The sequence below is a fragment of the Alteromonas sp. NFXS44 genome (assembly GCF_040148705.1).
In the GTDB taxonomy this organism is placed as follows: Bacteria; Pseudomonadota; Gammaproteobacteria; order Enterobacterales; family Alteromonadaceae; genus Alteromonas.
Genome location: NZ_JAGDEA010000012.1, coordinates 754345 through 770664 on the forward strand (window position 1 = coordinate 754345; position 16320 = coordinate 770664).

Consider the following 16320-nt stretch of genomic DNA (forward strand, 5'->3'; position numbering starts at 1 on the left):
AGGCAACCAGTTACACGAAAAAGCACCGCAGTAATTCTCTATCAGCGGATAAATCAGGATCTGCATCGTGGGGATAAACGCCTATGATGTTTTTTCCGATAGCGTCCCATGCTGTTGCTTTCCTCTGCCCGGAAAATACCGGATGAATGACTAATTCATCATTCTCGCACAAATCCAGACTACCGGGCATGGAGTACTCAAACTCTGCGTTTATATAGCCGATATCATTTCCTGAAGGTTTACTTATAACTCTTCCTATAATTCCGGTCTCTAATAAACATCTTTCAAATCTGTCAGGAGATACTTCGACTTCTCCTTTCATACCCTGCAGAACTGACTTGCCGGTGTTAAGAAACTCCCTGCTGTCATAAAATTTTCGTAAATCCTTATACGTAAAAAGCAGGGGAATATTAGGCAATACCTTTTTCCTTATCGAAGAGGCTTCAGGAAACATTTTACTGTAGGCGACAATAATTTCTTCGGCCATCAGAGCTTCTTTACGTCTTACCGCTCCGAGTACAATCTGTGCATCCAGGTTGGTAATAGATTTATTGTTTCTTATCGACATAGCTAGAATTTCGTTAAATACGTCGACAATTTGTCTTGGCAGAACTTGAAAGTGTCTTAAGAAATAAGCTTTAGTACTTTCTTCAAGACCCCTGCCGTTCTTTATTTTAGTAGGTAAAATTTTGTCGAAAAATTCCAAAGCCCCCTTCCGGGTGTAAATTGGAAACTGTATTAACTCGTCGTATGGTCCACCCAGAATTGGCTTCTCGTCTTTCCAAACATGCAAGTGAAGTAAAAAGCGATGCGCAACTAAAGAAAGTAGTTCCCCTACAGTCCAATGTAGTAGATGTAAGCGACCGAAATCTTTGACGGGGTTCTTTGCCAACTCCTTAAACGCGAAGAACTGTTCCGCAGGAATGCAGTATCTAAGCTGCACATTTATCGCGCCTTCATTTATCCTTCCAGCTAAATTTAGAAGGCCCTTAATCGCGATTGCCTTAGCAATCTGCAGGTTTGGAGCGTTCTCAATATTAATGTCATCTAAGACATCTTCTTCATTATCAAAGAGAATAATAGCTGTCAGATTATGCTCTCCCAGAGTATTCGAGAGCTTCATTTCTAAATCATCAATTGCCTGTGTTTTATCTTCCAGTAACCATGCTACTGACGATAATTCTGCGTGTTCCGCGCCCAAATTATTCGTTACGAGCTTCGAAAGCTTATTCTTTGCAAAAGAAGTAACAGCAGAAATACCAATGTCTTTAAATTCTTTAACTGGGAGTAGTTGGTAGAAGTCTTTTAGAGTTTTATCGGAAAATAGGGTTTCACCACACTTTAGAATGACGGCGGAGAGAAAGATCCATTGCCAGATATATGATGCTCTTTCAGCCCTTATATCAATTCCGTTATCCAACAGGTTTGATATAATTTGCTGGACTTCGCCAATAGCTTGCCACTGTCTGATAGGTAGAGCTGTCACACCACTTTTAAAAGATAAATTATTCAAATAAGTTGTTTTTCCGGCTCCTTTTCGCCCTACAATGATTGAAGGACGCTCTCCCTTCTGTTCGTAAATAAATCTCGAATGGCCATCAAATAAGTATTGATAAAGCTCTTTATCTTGATTCCCATGTAGCTCGAGCACCGAACCGCCAATTGGCTTTTCTGACGTAAGAACTTCATCTCTGAGCCTTACTTTTATATTATTTTCAATAGAAGTTGTCGCATATCTGAATCGTTCTTTGTTCATATCAACGTCCTTGTCATAAACAACTGTCATCAAATCAAAATAGATTAAATTTTAGACTACATCCTGTTAATGAAATGATCAAATATCAGTTCTTTGTATATACGTGGAAGGCAATGAAACACAGCTAAAACTAAACTCACGCCGGCAAAGTTCACAAGTATTAGAGGACAGCTAGCTATTTCACTTTGTTTTTTCGCAAAAAAAAGCAGGTCTTCAATTCAAGACCTGCTTCCGGATATAAAAGTATTTTCTATATTTGTCTAAATTAGAGATTTTTGCATTTTCCTGATCCTCTACTCCACTGTTACCGACTTCGCCAGGTTACGGGGCTGGTCCACGTCAGTGCCTTTGATCAGCGCTACGTAGTATGACAGCAGCTGCAGCGGCAGGGTGTAGACGATAGGTGCGATGGGGGCTTCGCAGTGCGGAACATTGATTACCCGCATGGTTTCGTCGCTGGCAAAGTGTGCATCTTTATCTGCGAATACATACATGATGCCGCCGCGCGCACGTACTTCTTCTACGTTGGATTTCAGTTTTTCCAGCAGCTCGTTGTTGGGCGCTACTACGATGACAGGCATTTCTTCGTCAATCAGTGCCAGCGGGCCGTGTTTCAGTTCTCCTGAGGCGTAAGCTTCTGCGTGAATGTAAGAAATCTCTTTCAGCTTCAACGCGCCTTCCATAGCAATGGGATACTGGTCGCCACGGCCCAGGAATAATGAATGGTTCTTGTCGGCAAACTCTTCCGCTAAATCTTCAATACCTTTGGTAATCGCCAGGGTTTCTTCCAGCTTGGCTGGCAAACTGTGAAGAGCACTGACGATGCTGCCATGATCTTTGTCTGACATGCCATTGTGCTTACCCAGTGCCAGTGTAAGCATGAGAAAAGCGGTTAGCTGAGTCGTGAAAGCCTTGGTCGAGGCAACGCCAATTTCTGCGCCTGCGCGGGTCATAAAGGCAAGATCGGATTCCCGTACCAGCGATGAGCCGGGTACGTTACAGATGGTCAGGCTGGCCATATAGCCGAGATCTTTGGCCAGACGCAGAGCGGCCAGCGTGTCGGCTGTTTCACCGGACTGGGAAATAGTCACCAGCAGGCTGTTTTCATGTACTACCGATTTGCGGTAACGGAATTCAGAAGCGATTTCGATACCACAGGATACATTCGCGTACTGTTCCAGCCAGTAGCGGGCAGTCATACCGGCATGGTAACTGGTACCACAGGCGATGATCTGAACGTGTTTAACCTTTGAGAAAATCTCATCGGCACCGTTGCCGAAAATGTCCGGTAACAGCCCTTTTTCGTCCACCCGCTGTTGCAGCGTGTTACGCACAACCGTTGGCTGCTCATGGATCTCTTTGAGCATGTAATGACGGTAACCCGCTTTATCACCTGCATCGTGTTCGATATTAGATTCAATGACTTCACGCTCAACCGGATTGCCGTTAACGTCAAAAATGCTGACTTCCCGACGGGTAATTTCAGCGACATCACCTTCCTCAAGGAAGATAAAGCGGCGAGTCACCGGCAGCAGCGCCATCTGGTCTGAGGCAATAAAGTTCTCGCCCAGGCCAAGACCAATCACCAGCGGGCTACCGGAGCGTGCCACAACTACCCGTGACGGGTCTTCACTGTCCATAATTACCGTACCGTAAGCACCGTGGAACTGCTTCACACTGTTTTGTACTGCTTCAAGCAGGCTCACACCTTTTTGCATTTCAGCATGTACCGTGTGTGCAATGGTTTCTGTGTCGGTGTCACTGGTGAAGGTATAACCTTGAGCTTTCAGTGATTCACGCAAGGCTTCGTAGTTTTCAATGATACCGTTGTGTACAACGGAGATACGCTCTCCGGAGCAATGAGGGTGCGCGTTACGTTCGGTTACGCCGCCATGGGTTGCCCAGCGGGTATGCGCGATACCGGTAGATCCCAACGCTTCACCGTTCGCCACAGCATCTGCCAGTTCCTGTACCTTGCCGGTACGACGGATGCGGGTAAGTTCACCGCCTGATTGTAATAACGCCACACCGGCGGAATCATAACCACGGTACTCAAGGCGCTTTAAGCCTTCCAGTAAGATTTCGACTACATTACGCTCTGCTACAGCGCCGACTATTCCACACATGGTTATTCTCCGTTTGCCGGGGCAATCATTACGGTGACGCCCTGCTGTTCAATTTGTTGTTTAATTGGTTCGCTGATGTGCTCATCGGTTATGAGTACATCAATGTCTTCCCACGCCAGTTCAAGGTTAGGCATGCGGAAGGTAAATTTCTCTGACTCAGCCAGTACCACGACTTTTGCCGCAACACCGGCCATGGCTTTGGAAAGCCCGGTCAGTTCGTTAAACGTGGTACTGCCTCTTTCGACATCCAGCCCGGACGCACCGATGAAGGCCAAATCAAAGCTGTAGGCACTGATCATTTTCTCCGCCATATTGCCCTGAAACGCCTGCGAGTGTGCATCCCACGTTCCGCCGGTCATGAGTACGGTGGGTTCGTTATCTGCGATCGTTAATGCGTTGGCAGCACGCAAAGAATTGGTCATGACAACCAGCTTTTTGTGGTTAAGAAAAGGCACGACAGAAGCGGTAGTGTTACCGCTGTCGAGGATCACTTTCGCGCCGTCTGTCACGAGCGAAGCAGCTTTAAGACCAATGGCTGTTTTCGCTGAAGCCGGTGTGGCTGAGGTTTCGCTGTCAGATCCTGAATCTGCCCCGGAAGACGGAAAAGGCGCAGCACCGCCAAATTCACGCAGCACTCGCTTCCCGCCGGCAAGCACGGCAAGATCTTTACGGATAGTCACCTGTGAGGTATTGAATCTGGCGGCCATCTCATCCACATGGACATGGCCGGCCTGATTCACCCATTCAACGATTTCATCGCGTCGTTGGCGGGTATTTCGCTTTTGCATTTCGAAACTTATAAATTACGACTTGAAACTAATAAAGCAGTTAAGGTTTCGACTTGCAAGATATTTTAGTTATTTCCTTTCATATTTACGTATACAGGCATGACTTTGCCCGTTTCCGCACTTTCGATGGCCAGTTCAATAAGTTTGATCACCGGTATGACCGTCTCCCCGTCTGCAGGCAATGTGGCACCGTTACTGACAGCTTCACCCAGTTGGCGGTAGAAAGTGACATATTCACCGGCGAGTGTAGGAACAATATTCGCTCCCTGCGCCGTAGCCAGTTCACCGAAGGCCTCTTCCGGCTCACGGGCCCATTGCCCGTTATCGAAAGTGAGCCCTTGCTTTAACTGATCTTCCTGAGGATCCAACCAGAATTTCCGGAAACTTCCTTCCGTACCCTGTAATTCAAAACGTAAGGTACGGTTGGCCTGAAATGGCGAACTGCCCAGCTGTACAGTCAGGTTGTTGTAAAACAGAGTGAGGTCGAAGCTGTCGTCACTTTGTCCGCCTTCACGGGCAATCTGAATAACACCGTGGATCTGTTCCGGCACACCGAACAGTTGCAGCGCCTGGTCGATAAGATGCGGACCTAAGTCCCAGAAGATGCCTGCACCCGGGCCGGCGTTTTCCCGCCAGCGGTCCCGTGGTTGCGGGCGGAACCGGTCAAACCGGGAAACCAGACGCTTAACGTCGCCCACACTGCCGTCGCTGATCAGTTTTTTCAGCGTAAGAAAGTCACCGTCAAAACGACGGTTATGAAACACGCAGAGTTTTTTCTGTTTCTGCGCTGCCAGTGCAACCAGCGCTTCCGCCTCATCACCGGATAGGGTAAAGGGCTTTTCCACCAGCACATGGCAGTCGTTCATCAGCGCCTGCCGGCTTTGCACTTCGTGATAGGAATTCGGTGTGGTGATGACAGCCAGGTCAAAGCGCTGATCAGCGAACGCCTTTCCCATTGAGGCATACACCGGCACGCCCGGTAACACGGCAGCAACGTCGTCCGGACGGGATGACACTACGCCGCTTACGGTAAATTCAGATAACTGATTTAAAAAAGGGAGATGAAATGTAGTGGCGGAAAAACCGAAGCCCACCAGAAGAGTGCGGATCATGAAAAGTCCTGTGAATCTGTCAGTGGAAGCACCTTACCTTAATCAGCCCGAAGCCACAAAGCACAATGCCCGATGGCGGTAACAGTAAACAGCGTTTCATCGATAAACACCGTAGTTACGTAACAAAAAATGATGACAAGCGTTGAAAAACAAGGCAATAGTAAAAAGCTAATAAATAGAAAAGAACAGGCAGACGGATTGATACCGTCCTGAGGAGAAGTAGATGGCAAGCAGCAGAGAAGTAACCTTACGTTTTCTGGCAGAACCGGGTGATCAGAATTTTGGCGGAAAAGTACACGGTGGCGCAGTTATGCGCTGGATTGACCTTGCGGCCTACGCCTGCGCGGCAGGCTGGAGTGGAAAATACTGTATTACTGCTTATGTCGGCGGGATCCGGTTTGTAAAACCTATCCTTGTCGGCAGCCTGGTAGAAGTGACAGCGAAGATTATCTATACCGGCACCACGTCAATGCATCTTTCCATTGATGTCAGCGCGAGAGATCCCAAAGAACAGGATAACGCGAAGACGACACACTGTATTGTGATTATGGTGGCCGTCGATGAAAACGGAAAACCGGCTCCGGTCCCGGAATGGAAACCGGAAACGGAACGGGATATTTATCTGCGGGATTACGCTATCCGTCTTGCCAAAATGCGTACTGACATTCACGAGGAAATGTCGAATACGCTGGCTACTTTGGAATGATATGGCGATGTAATGACCTGGCAGACGGAAGATATTGATAAATCAGCCTGCCAGTTCAGTAAGCACTTACTTTTTTACTGGTCTGGGCCAGTTGGCAATCACACGTTGCTTGCTGCGTGCAATTGCCAGCGCCTTATCTTCTACGTTTGATGTGATGGTTGAACCGGCACCTACCGTTGCTCCCTCGCCAATCGTAACCGGCGCCACCAGCGCTGAATTAGAGCCGATAAAAGCATTTTCACCGATGATCGTTTTGGATTTATTTACCCCGTCGTAGTTACAGGTAATCGTACCTGCACCGATATTCGCACCGGCTCCCACTTCAGCATCGCCAAGGTAAGTCAGGTGATTAGCTTTCGCACCTTCTCCTAACACGGCTTTCTTCATTTCCACAAAGTTACCTACTTTGGCGTTAGCTTTCATCACTGCCCCCGGGCGTAAACGGCCGAAAGGCCCTACAGTACAATTCTCGCCTACTTCCGCTTCTTCAATGATTGAATTGGCTTCAATTACCGCACCGTCAGCTACCGAACAATTCCGTAAAATACAATTCGCACCGATTTTTACGTTGCAGCCAAGCGTTACCTTGCCTTCGAAAATTACGTTAACGTCTACCGCCACATCATTGCCGGTAATCACTTCGCCGCGAATATCGACACGTGCAGGATCGGCCAGCGTTACACCATCCATCATCAGCGCATGTGTCTGACGGGCCTGTAAGGCTCTTTCCAGAGCTGCCAGTTGTGCACGGTTATTTACGCCTTCCACTTCTTCAACAGCATCCGGTTGGGCAGACTGAATTTGTTTGCCTTCCGCTGCTGCCATGGCAATAACGTCTGTAAGATAATATTCGCCCTGAGCATTATTGTTGCTCAGATTACCCAGCCAGCGTTTTAAATCACTGGCCGCCATCATCATCATGCCGGTATTGATTTCTTTAATTTCACGCTGGGCATCAGTGGCATCTTTGTGCTCAACTATCGCAGTGATGTTGTTGTTCTCGCGAACAATACGCCCCATACCTGTAGGGTCGTCGAGTTCAACGGTCAGCAAGGCAAGATCGCATTCTGCTTTCACCGCAGCCAGCCGCTCCAGCGTCGCTTTCTGAATTAACGGCGCATCACCTACCAGCACCAGCACATCTTCGTCGTCTTTGATGTGAGGCACAGCCTGCTGAACCGCATGACCTGTACCCAGTTGCTCTGCCTGCAGGCACCAGTTCAGATTGTTGCCCGTTACCGCTGCCTGAAGCTGATCGCCGCCATGTCCGTAAACCAGATGCACCGCACTGGCATTAAGCGCCTCAACCGTATTGATTATACGCTGAACCATCGGGATCCCACCGACAGGATGGAGAACTTTAGGTAATGAGGACTTCATACGGGTGCCTTTACCGGCGGCGAGGACGACTACAGAAAAAGCCATGGATTATCCTTAAAACAATGCTGCACATAAAATTGACGGCCTAGTGTAACCACATGCAGGTGACAAGTCAGCGACATCATCAGCTATTTTCGCAGGGGAAGCGTTATTCTTTAGTATCGGGCAGCCCGGAATCGACGAATCCGGGTAGTAGTTTCATTGGTGAAAAGGTATACTGCGCGCTCATATCTTAGTCATCTATCTATACAGAAACAGGCCAGGGAGAGCAGGTAGTCTGTGAAAACGTTCAGGACACTTCACCGCAGTATTTTACTGTTATTTGCAGTGGTGGTGATAGCCATCGTGACGCTCGTTCACTTCAGTGTAAATAAAATTGTGGCGGAACAAAGCCGTGCGCAACAGCAATCGTTGTCGCCCGCAATTTCTCTTATCGTCAATCAGTTACTTAAACCCCTTCATGTGTCTGAAGCTCTGGGCCATTCACGTGAACTGGTAGATTTGATGGATAAAGATCAGGTAAACGAAGAAGACATTTTCACAGCGCTCTCCCGCCTGGAGGAAGAGTTCGGCCTGTACTTCTTTATCGCCAGCGAAAAAGCCCGCATGCAGTACAACTCAGACGGCTCCACCATTCCTCTGGTGAAAGGTGAAGTAAGCTGGTATTTCAAATACAAAGAACGTCCGGAAGACCGTGTGGCGGATATCGGTAAGTGGGAAGACACCCATTTTTATATCGATATTAAAATTTACAACGAGAAGAAAGAGTTTCTCGGCTTCTTTGGTGTAGGGAAAAGCCTGAAAAGCTTTATCAGCATCTTCGATTCCTACAAACAGCAGTATGGCTACGACTTTCTGTTTGTGGATGAAAAAGGCGATATCATGTTGTCGTCAGATGCCAACCTGATGGCTGAATATTCCGATTTTACCAACCTGAATGAACTGACCTGGTACGCCAGTCTGCCTGTTGATGTAAAAGATCAGCGCGCATTGAATAACCGGCTGGTGACAATCAATCAGCAGGAGTATCTGATTGCAGAGGTAAAACTCAACCAGTTCAACTGGACCGTGTTCCTGCTGAGTCCGCTGAATAAACGCCAGGCGGATATTTCACAAGCATTTGTCATCAGCGTAGTGACCCTGCTGGTTGTGGTGTTCTCACTGTTTTTGATGATTTATCACCTGCTGTATTATTTCCGCAAAGACATGCAGCCGGATATGGTCATTCGTAACACCCAGCGCCTGCCGGATCGTCAGAAAATGGAGGCGGAGTACCGTACCCTCCTCGACAATCACTCATCTGTCAGCGTCATCATAGTGGGCGTGGATAACTTCCCGACAATCAACGATACCTACGGCCGTAATACCGGTGATGAGGTGTTGGACAAAGTGTCAGGCCATCTGCTGACCAGTATCCGCACAAAAGACATTCTGGGCCGCTGGAGCAGCGAAGAGTTTATTATTCTGCTACCGGAAACCGGCCCCCACGAAGCCATGGATATTGCTGAATCCTTACGTTCGGGTATTGCCAGTATGGACACCAGCGACATGCAACCGCAAATTCAGCTGACCGGTTCATTTGGCGTGTCCTTCTCGGCATCCAGTAAGCCGCTGAACGAATTAACGGCCAACGCAGAGGATGCCTTATATCAGGCCCGGCGCGACGGCAGTAACCGCGTGTGTAAGCAGTTAATCAGTTAATGATGTAAGGCTCAGGAATGCCTGTCACCGGGACGGAGTAGATAAATAGACTTCCGCTCCCGGGCCAGTTATTTAAGTCATCAGATGACAACCCCTTGCGGGCGCTCGTTACGGCAATATGCTTCATATCCGGTCCCGCAAATGCCACCGACGTGACTTTAGGTACGTCGATGCTCAGTTTTTCCAGAAGCCTGCCCTGCTGACTAAATTTAAAAACACCAAATCCATCCCAGCCCGCAACCCAGATATTATTCTCCGCGTCCACAGTAATGCCGTCAGGAAAGCCATTTTCTTCGGTAAACCTGATAAATATTTCAGCCTCACTGTAATTTCCCGAAGCATTGAGCTTCAGACGGTAAATTGTTCTTGCAGCAGAAGAAACGGAGTACATAAATTGTCCGCAGGGGCTGAAAGCGGGACCATTCGATACAACAAAATCCTGTTGCACAGTCTTCACCCCGCCGTCACTGCCAAGAGCAAACAACTGCCCGACCGGTGAAACTTCCAGATCGTCCATTGTGCCAAAGAACAATCGACCGGTGCGGTCCACTTTAGCGTCATTTAGCCTGATATTTTTTGCATTAGCGGGCAGTGTCCAGAGTACAGTTTTTGTTAAGAATGCCGGGGTCAGCAGGCAGATCTTGTCTTCAAAGCCGGCTATAAAGTTGCCATTCTCACACTCTTTCAACCAACATATTCTGGAAGCGGTGTTGTACGTTTGATGTTTGCGGGTTTGCCAGTGAAGCGTGTGAATTTTGCAGCCCTGAATATCTACCCAGATAATCTCCTGCCGGCCAGCGGAATAAAAAACACCTTCGCCCAATATGCACCGGCAGTCGACGACATCAACCAGCTGTGCTCCCTGCATGTTTAATTTACCTGTAGAAGATTTACGGAACTAACTGTCAAAAACGATAAGAAGGAGGGCTGAAAGAGTTGCTATCATCAATATCAACAAACGAATGACTTTCTCATTGAGCTTCTTGCTTATGAAAAAAGATAAAGCCCATCCTGCAATCAAAGCCGGCGCGCACTTCAGAAACAATTCCAGATCGTCATGCCCTGCCTTACCGTTCCACCATAACACGCTTATGCCGAAAAAATTGATATAAACGAAAAAGATACTCAGATTGGCCTTAATGGTTTCAGGATCTTTAGACTGATAAAGCAAGCCCATCGGCGCTCCGCCGGCCGACGTAGTGGTGCCCATAAAGCCAGAGAACATGGCTGCGATAAGATTCGAAAACATAGACACTTTCGGCATGATTCCAATAGCCGACAGCGCAACAGCAATGAGAATAGATATGCCAAAGAGGAGTTGGTATTCGTGAGCATCGATAAGCGTAAGAACACTGCCTGCGATTAATACACCAGCTGTTCCGCCGGCGATAGAATAGCCGGTCATACGCAAATCGATTTCTCCCCGGTGTTTGACCGAAAGCAGGGATGTCAGCAACAACGCATTTAAAATCATAGGCCCGGGAACCAGTTCAGGCATGAGGAAGTAAACCAGCGGCGCTGACAATAAACCGAGCCCAAACCCTATAACGCTTTGCAAACAGGAGCCAACGATTAATATCAGATAAACAAGGAAAAACTCGGTCAAAGCAACTAAAAACCTATAATTATTTACGACAAAATAAACTGATATTTACTTTTTAATATTATATTACTTTTTATGAGAATTGCAGTTTACCGTCAACAACCTTTTTTAAATAATTAATATTGAATTATTTAAATCAGGTCCAACCAGCGTCAACAGTAAGAGTTTGCGCCGTCATCATCCGGCTTTGATCTGACGCGAGGAACAACGCGGCGTCAGCAATGTGAGAGGGGCGTAGCGTTTCGTGCAGGCACTGCTCTTTTTTAACTTCTTCTACAATATCAGGATCGGCCCAGTGACTCATCTGACGTTCAGTCATAACCCAACCGGGAATGAGGGTGTTTACACGAATGTTATCACCACCCAGAGCACCGGCCAGACTGCGCGTTAAGCCTTCAATAGCAGCCTTGGCTGTAGTGTAAGCGGGCATGCAGCTTTGTTTCATGCGCCAGCTTGCCGAACCCATATTTATAATGGCTCCGCCACCCAGTTGCTTCATTTGCGGCGCCACGCTTTGAGCGGCAAAAAATGACGGGCGAAGATTTACAGCAAAGCGGTCATCCCAGTATTCAACCGATAATTCTTCTACAGAATGGCGGGTATCGTCAGCAGCGTTATTGATAAGTACAGAGATATAACCAATCTCATCACCCGTTCTGGTAATAATCGCCTTCAGCCGTGCAATATCACGAATATCACAATGAAAAAAAGTCACATCATGCTGATACTGACCCGCGAGTTCGCTTACCAGGGCTTCACTCTTTTCCTTTGCCATATCAACGAATACAACTTTTGCATTCTGCGCTGCAAATTGTCTGACAATAACTTCGCCGATCCCCGTACCGCCGCCGGTAATGAATACGACTTTATCCGCTAAACCGGGATAAATGGCTTGTTGCTCGCGAGAATGATTCATAGCCAACCTGACAGGTTAATTTCGAGACATCAATGAAATACAACATTCGCTTTCAAGCGTGTTGCCTACGCGCTTTTCGACTGGGCAATCTCAGTTTCAATAAAGGTCATGGCTTCATCAATAAGGTAGGCCATCATATTTTTTGCACGCTCGGGTTCACCTGCAACGATGGCAGCGTAAACTTTTTCATGCTCTTCTACGATGGTTTGTTTATTACCTTTTGCCGGTGTAGTGTGCTGAATACTGACATTCAGAGCCGTGGTTATGAATTCACGGAGCTGATAAAAGAAGCGGTTGCGTGACGCAAACAAGATAGCGGTATGAAAAGCAAGATCGCCTTCATGCAAACTACCTTCCTGCTCATTCACTGCTTTTCTCATTGTGTTTAACGCATCATTGATTTTAGCGATGGCGTCTTTGTCACCCTGACGGGCTGCAAGTGCTGCCGCCTGAGGTTCAATTGCCATGCGCATTTGAAGAAACTCTTTCAAAACCAGCAATGAAGGGCTACTTTCCAGCATCCAGCGCAAGACACTGGTATCATAAAGATTCCAGTTTGACGCGGACTCGACCCGAATCCCCTGACGGGGCCGAGAAGAAATCAAACCTTTGGCCGCCAGCATTTTAACCGCCTCACGCACAGCAGTACGACTGATGCCATACTCTTCACACAGCTGTGCTTCAGTTGGCAGGCCGGTACTGGCATTGTATGAACCACCAATAATAGCCTTGCCCAACTCATTAGTAACACGTTGAGACAAATTAAGATTTTCAATGCGTGCCATGCGGATTCCTTCTAAATCTGAAGCCCTATAATACTACGATAATACCTGGTCGTCATTGTTCTCAGACCAGTCATCTGTTTTTACTTATCAGTAACTCCCCTGCGGCCAAAAATTTCATATATCACATTTACTTGCTGCCAACCTTAACCTTTATTTTACAAGCTCTTCCCATTCAATTAATTATCATATAATATTTCTATATCTCAATTTGCACCTGTCCGTCAGGGATGTCATATGGATATAAAATGGTAGAACTTAGTACTCTCGACTGGTTAGTCCTCGCTGGATTTTTCGTTCTTCTGCTCGGCGTGGTTATCATGTCTATGCGCCAGAAAGAAGAAGATACCGCCGACTATTTCCTCGCAGGAAGAAACGCAAGCTGGATAGTGATCGGCGCGTCTATTTTTGCCTCCAACATTGGTTCAGAACATCTGGTGGGTTTGTCAGGTTCCGGCGCGCAATCAGGCATGGCTCTCGCGCATTGGGAATTACAATCGTGGATCATCATTTTATTGGGCTGGATTTTTGTGCCGTTCTACTGGAGCAGTAAGGTATACACCATGCCTGAATTCCTCGAACGCCGGTTTAACGCTTCCTCACGCACATTTTTATCTGTTATCTCGCTGGTAAGTTACGTACTGACCAAAGTGGCAGTAACAGTCTATGCAGGCGGTATCGCGTTTAAAACTATTCTGGGTATAGAAAGTATCTGGGGCATAGATTTCTTTTGGATTTCAGCACTGGGCCTGGTCATCATCACCGGTATCTATACCGTTCTGGGCGGCATGAAAGCCATCATGTGGACTTCAGTATTACAAACACCGGTACTGATTATCGGGTCGGTTGTTATTCTGTGGGTGGGTCTTGATAAAGTCGGTGGCTGGGCTGAAGTTGAGCGCCTGAATGCTGAGCAGATGCACCTGATCCGTTCCGCTTCAGATCCTGATTTCCCCTGGCCGGGCATCATATTTGGTTCATTTATTATCGGTTTCTGGTACTGGTGTACAGATCAGTACATTGTACAACGTGTGTTGTCAGCCAAAGGAATTAAAGAAGCCCGTCGCGGTACTATGTTCGCCGGTTATCTGAAATTGCTGCCAGTCTTCATCTTTCTGGTTCCCGGCATGATTGCATACGCACTGAATGCGAAAGGCATTATAACTTACGAAAGCGCAGACCAGGCGTTTCCGACTCTTGTGTCGGAGCTGTTGCCTGCTGGTGTTAAAGGCATCGTTATCGGTGGTCTGGTAGCGGCTTTGATGAGTTCGCTGGCGTCACTGTTTAACTCGTCTGCAACGCTGTTTACCATCGACTTCTACAAGAAGTTCAAACCCGAGTCGAGCGAAAAACACTTGCTCCGTGTAGGACGCCTGGCCACCATCGTAATCGTTTTCCTGGGCATTCTTTGGATCCCGGTGATGAGCCTGATTGCCGATGTTCTTTATGAGTATCTGCAAAGCGTACAATCGTTAATAGCACCGGGTATCGCGGCGGTATTCCTGCTCGGATTAATCAGTACCCGTGTCACACCCACCGCCGGATTTGTCGGATTAGTATCGGGCTTTGTACTGGGTATGATACGTCTTGTTATGCTGCCATTCCGTGACAGCCTGGCGGGCACATCCGTAGAATGGGTAGTTACGATGAACTGGCTGTACTACTGCATACTGCTGTTCGTTGTAGTGGTGGGCATTATCATTGTTACCAGCATATTTACTAAGCCTGCAGATAAAGAAAAGTTGGCAGGTCTGACATTCTCGACGCTAGGAAAAGGTACCTATAAAGAAGTTATCGACAGCATCGATAAATGGGATTATATCCATACCGCAGGTATCATCGGAATCACCGCCTTTATCTATATTCGTTTCTGGTAAGACATTTATCGTAAGACGTTTACCGTAAGACATATAAGCCCCGAGAACTTCGGGGCTTATTCATTTCCCACCGCACACTTCATATCACCGCTCCGTGAAACCCTAGCGGCATGTAACTGTCCAGTTTGGCAGTGGCTACCGGGCCGTCCTGAATATGTTGGGCATTAAATACCGTGCAGTAAGTCGCGCCTTCGGCAAAGTTTAATGCCGTATTTACCAGATAGCCTTCACCATATTTTGTCCCTGAAGGTATAAATAATGGCTCTTCGACAATAACATTGTTGCCGAAGCTGTAACGATCCAGCGCGCCTGTTTCGGTATTGATACTGGCAATACTGTTGTATTCGCCGTGGGGTAAACCTGCCGTCGCATGCACGCCGTATTGTATTGCAGTTTTACGCCCGGTAAACCGGCTGTCGAACTGCACAAATTCCATATCGGTTGACGTTTTGTTCAGCGTGGCATTTTTGCTGTTCAAATCAATGACAATTTGTGCAGCGGTGCTGCGGCGATGCCGGGTTGCTGAATCAGCTATAACCTCTATAACACCGTTTAACATGACATCGGCATTTTCGTACCAGCAGGCATTAACAACAAGGGTATTACCCTGCTGCCAGGCGTTGCCAAAATGGAAAACGAAGCCTGCATCGAAGGGGAGTTGCAGGGTTGGTGTCAGCGTATTTTTATCCACTACCAGCAGTTGCCCGTGTTGTTCGCCCTGCCATTGCATACTATCAATCAGTGTTACGCCGGCACCTTTTTTAACAGGCGGGAAATAGAAGACAAGATGATTGTCGGTAACAGCAAAATCATGCACATAGCTTTGTGGTGCAGGAACCATTTTGTACTGCAGTAATTTACCCCGCGGGCTCATCTGATAAATAATAATGGCAGACTGGCCGAAGAAAGACAGATCACCAAAATTCCAGATATTGCCAAACCTGTCGGTGTGGGGATGAGCAGAGAACGGTATGCCATCTAATGCCGCATCAAAGGAAACCTGACCGTTTGTTTCTAACGATGACGGGTCAAGTTTGTACGGCATGGCCGCTTCCCACAGTGCCCACAGTTCATTATTAACAGGTAAAAGAGCGATGTTCGCGGTATTCACGGATTCCGCATTTTTCGATGGCCGGCTGTTTTCGATTACAGAGCCTGCGCCATTGTAGAGAAACCGCCCGGCCTCACTCTCGGCCTTAAATTTCTGCGTTTTCACAAACCGTCCGGAATGAGTAAGCCCTTTTTTATCGAACGCATAGCGATGAACAAAACCATCACCGTCAAACCAATGGGTGTAGCGCTGCTCTCCTAATACTGCGCGCGCCGGACCATTGCGGTAAAACTGTTTACCCGTCAGCATGTCCGGTAGCTGTCCCTGCCAGGTAAAATGTCGCGGGGCGATGTCTTCACTTAAGCCCTCCCATCCGCGCAACAACGGATGACGCGCCAGTTCCCGTTTAAATTGCTGATAAAATGACTCAACTTCACTGCCAAAAACATTGACACTAAACCCGCTAGCCAGTGAACTACAGCCAAGCAATCCCAATCCTTTGATAAAGTCACGGCGATTCAT

Annotated in this window: 13 protein-coding genes; 3 read left to right on the forward strand and 10 right to left on the reverse strand. The window is 47.5% G+C overall.

Going from position 1 to position 16320, the window contains the following annotated elements:
* Positions 1-10: 10 nt before the first annotated feature.
* The 4 genes from J3369_RS20375 to J3369_RS20390 form a co-directional block, all read right to left on the reverse strand.
* Entirely contained in the window at positions 11-1756 is a 1746-nt protein-coding gene (locus tag J3369_RS20375) for a P-loop ATPase, Sll1717 family (protein ID WP_349590424.1), read from the reverse strand.
* Between the two features lie 293 nt (positions 1757-2049).
* Entirely contained in the window at positions 2050-3882 is a 1833-nt protein-coding gene (gene glmS, locus J3369_RS20380; protein WP_349590426.1) for a glutamine--fructose-6-phosphate transaminase (isomerizing), read from the reverse strand.
* A gap of 2 nt (positions 3883-3884) precedes the next feature.
* Entirely contained in the window at positions 3885-4670 is a 786-nt protein-coding gene (locus J3369_RS20385; protein ID WP_303572318.1) for a DeoR/GlpR family DNA-binding transcription regulator, read from the reverse strand.
* 65 nt (positions 4671-4735) lie between these two features.
* A complete protein-coding gene (locus J3369_RS20390) occupies positions 4736-5782 on the reverse strand; it encodes a Gfo/Idh/MocA family oxidoreductase (protein WP_349590429.1) in 1047 nt (348 codons plus the stop codon).
* Positions 5783-6005: 223 nt separating this feature from the next.
* Between J3369_RS20390 and J3369_RS20395 the strand changes: the two genes are divergently transcribed.
* On the forward strand, positions 6006-6488 hold the full coding sequence (locus tag J3369_RS20395) for an acyl-CoA thioesterase (RefSeq protein ID WP_119503009.1): 483 nt from the start codon (positions 6006-6008) through the stop codon (positions 6486-6488).
* A gap of 66 nt (positions 6489-6554) precedes the next feature.
* Here J3369_RS20395 and glmU read toward each other — a convergent pair whose 3' ends face one another.
* The gene (gene glmU, locus J3369_RS20400) at positions 6555-7913 is read right to left on the reverse strand and encodes a bifunctional UDP-N-acetylglucosamine diphosphorylase/glucosamine-1-phosphate N-acetyltransferase GlmU (RefSeq protein ID WP_349590432.1); all 1359 of its coding nucleotides are present in this window, start codon (positions 7911-7913) and stop codon (positions 6555-6557) included.
* 234 nt (positions 7914-8147) lie between these two features.
* Here glmU and J3369_RS20405 point away from each other — a divergent pair, with 234 nt between their 5' ends.
* Positions 8148-9569, forward strand: coding sequence for a sensor domain-containing diguanylate cyclase (locus tag J3369_RS20405; protein WP_349590436.1), 1422 nt, complete (start codon positions 8148-8150; stop codon positions 9567-9569).
* On the opposite strand, the gene J3369_RS20410 is transcribed toward J3369_RS20405, so the two are convergent.
* The 4 genes from J3369_RS20410 to J3369_RS20425 form a co-directional block, all read right to left on the reverse strand.
* On the reverse strand, positions 9562-10437 hold the full coding sequence (locus tag J3369_RS20410) for an SMP-30/gluconolactonase/LRE family protein (RefSeq protein ID WP_349590439.1): 876 nt from the start codon (positions 10435-10437) through the stop codon (positions 9562-9564). The genes J3369_RS20405 and J3369_RS20410 overlap by 8 nt on opposite strands.
* A gap of 30 nt (positions 10438-10467) precedes the next feature.
* Entirely contained in the window at positions 10468-11175 is a 708-nt protein-coding gene (locus J3369_RS20415) for a sulfite exporter TauE/SafE family protein (RefSeq protein ID WP_119503013.1), read from the reverse strand.
* Positions 11176-11308: 133 nt separating this feature from the next.
* Entirely contained in the window at positions 11309-12088 is a 780-nt protein-coding gene (locus J3369_RS20420; RefSeq protein ID WP_349590444.1) for an SDR family NAD(P)-dependent oxidoreductase, read from the reverse strand.
* A 65-nt stretch (positions 12089-12153) separates the two neighbouring features.
* Positions 12154-12873, reverse strand: a complete 720-nt coding sequence (locus J3369_RS20425) for a FadR/GntR family transcriptional regulator (protein ID WP_349590446.1) — start codon at positions 12871-12873, stop codon at positions 12154-12156.
* Positions 12874-13118: 245 nt separating this feature from the next.
* On the opposite strand from J3369_RS20425, the gene J3369_RS20430 reads away from it, so the two are divergent.
* The gene (locus tag J3369_RS20430) at positions 13119-14747 is read left to right on the forward strand and encodes a sodium:solute symporter (protein ID WP_119503016.1); all 1629 of its coding nucleotides are present in this window, start codon (positions 13119-13121) and stop codon (positions 14745-14747) included.
* A gap of 79 nt (positions 14748-14826) precedes the next feature.
* On the opposite strand, the gene J3369_RS20435 is transcribed toward J3369_RS20430, so the two are convergent.
* Positions 14827-16320 carry a carotenoid oxygenase family protein gene (locus J3369_RS20435; protein ID WP_349590449.1) on the reverse strand — a complete coding sequence of 498 codons (1494 nt, stop codon included), beginning with the start codon at positions 16318-16320 and terminating at the stop codon, positions 14827-14829.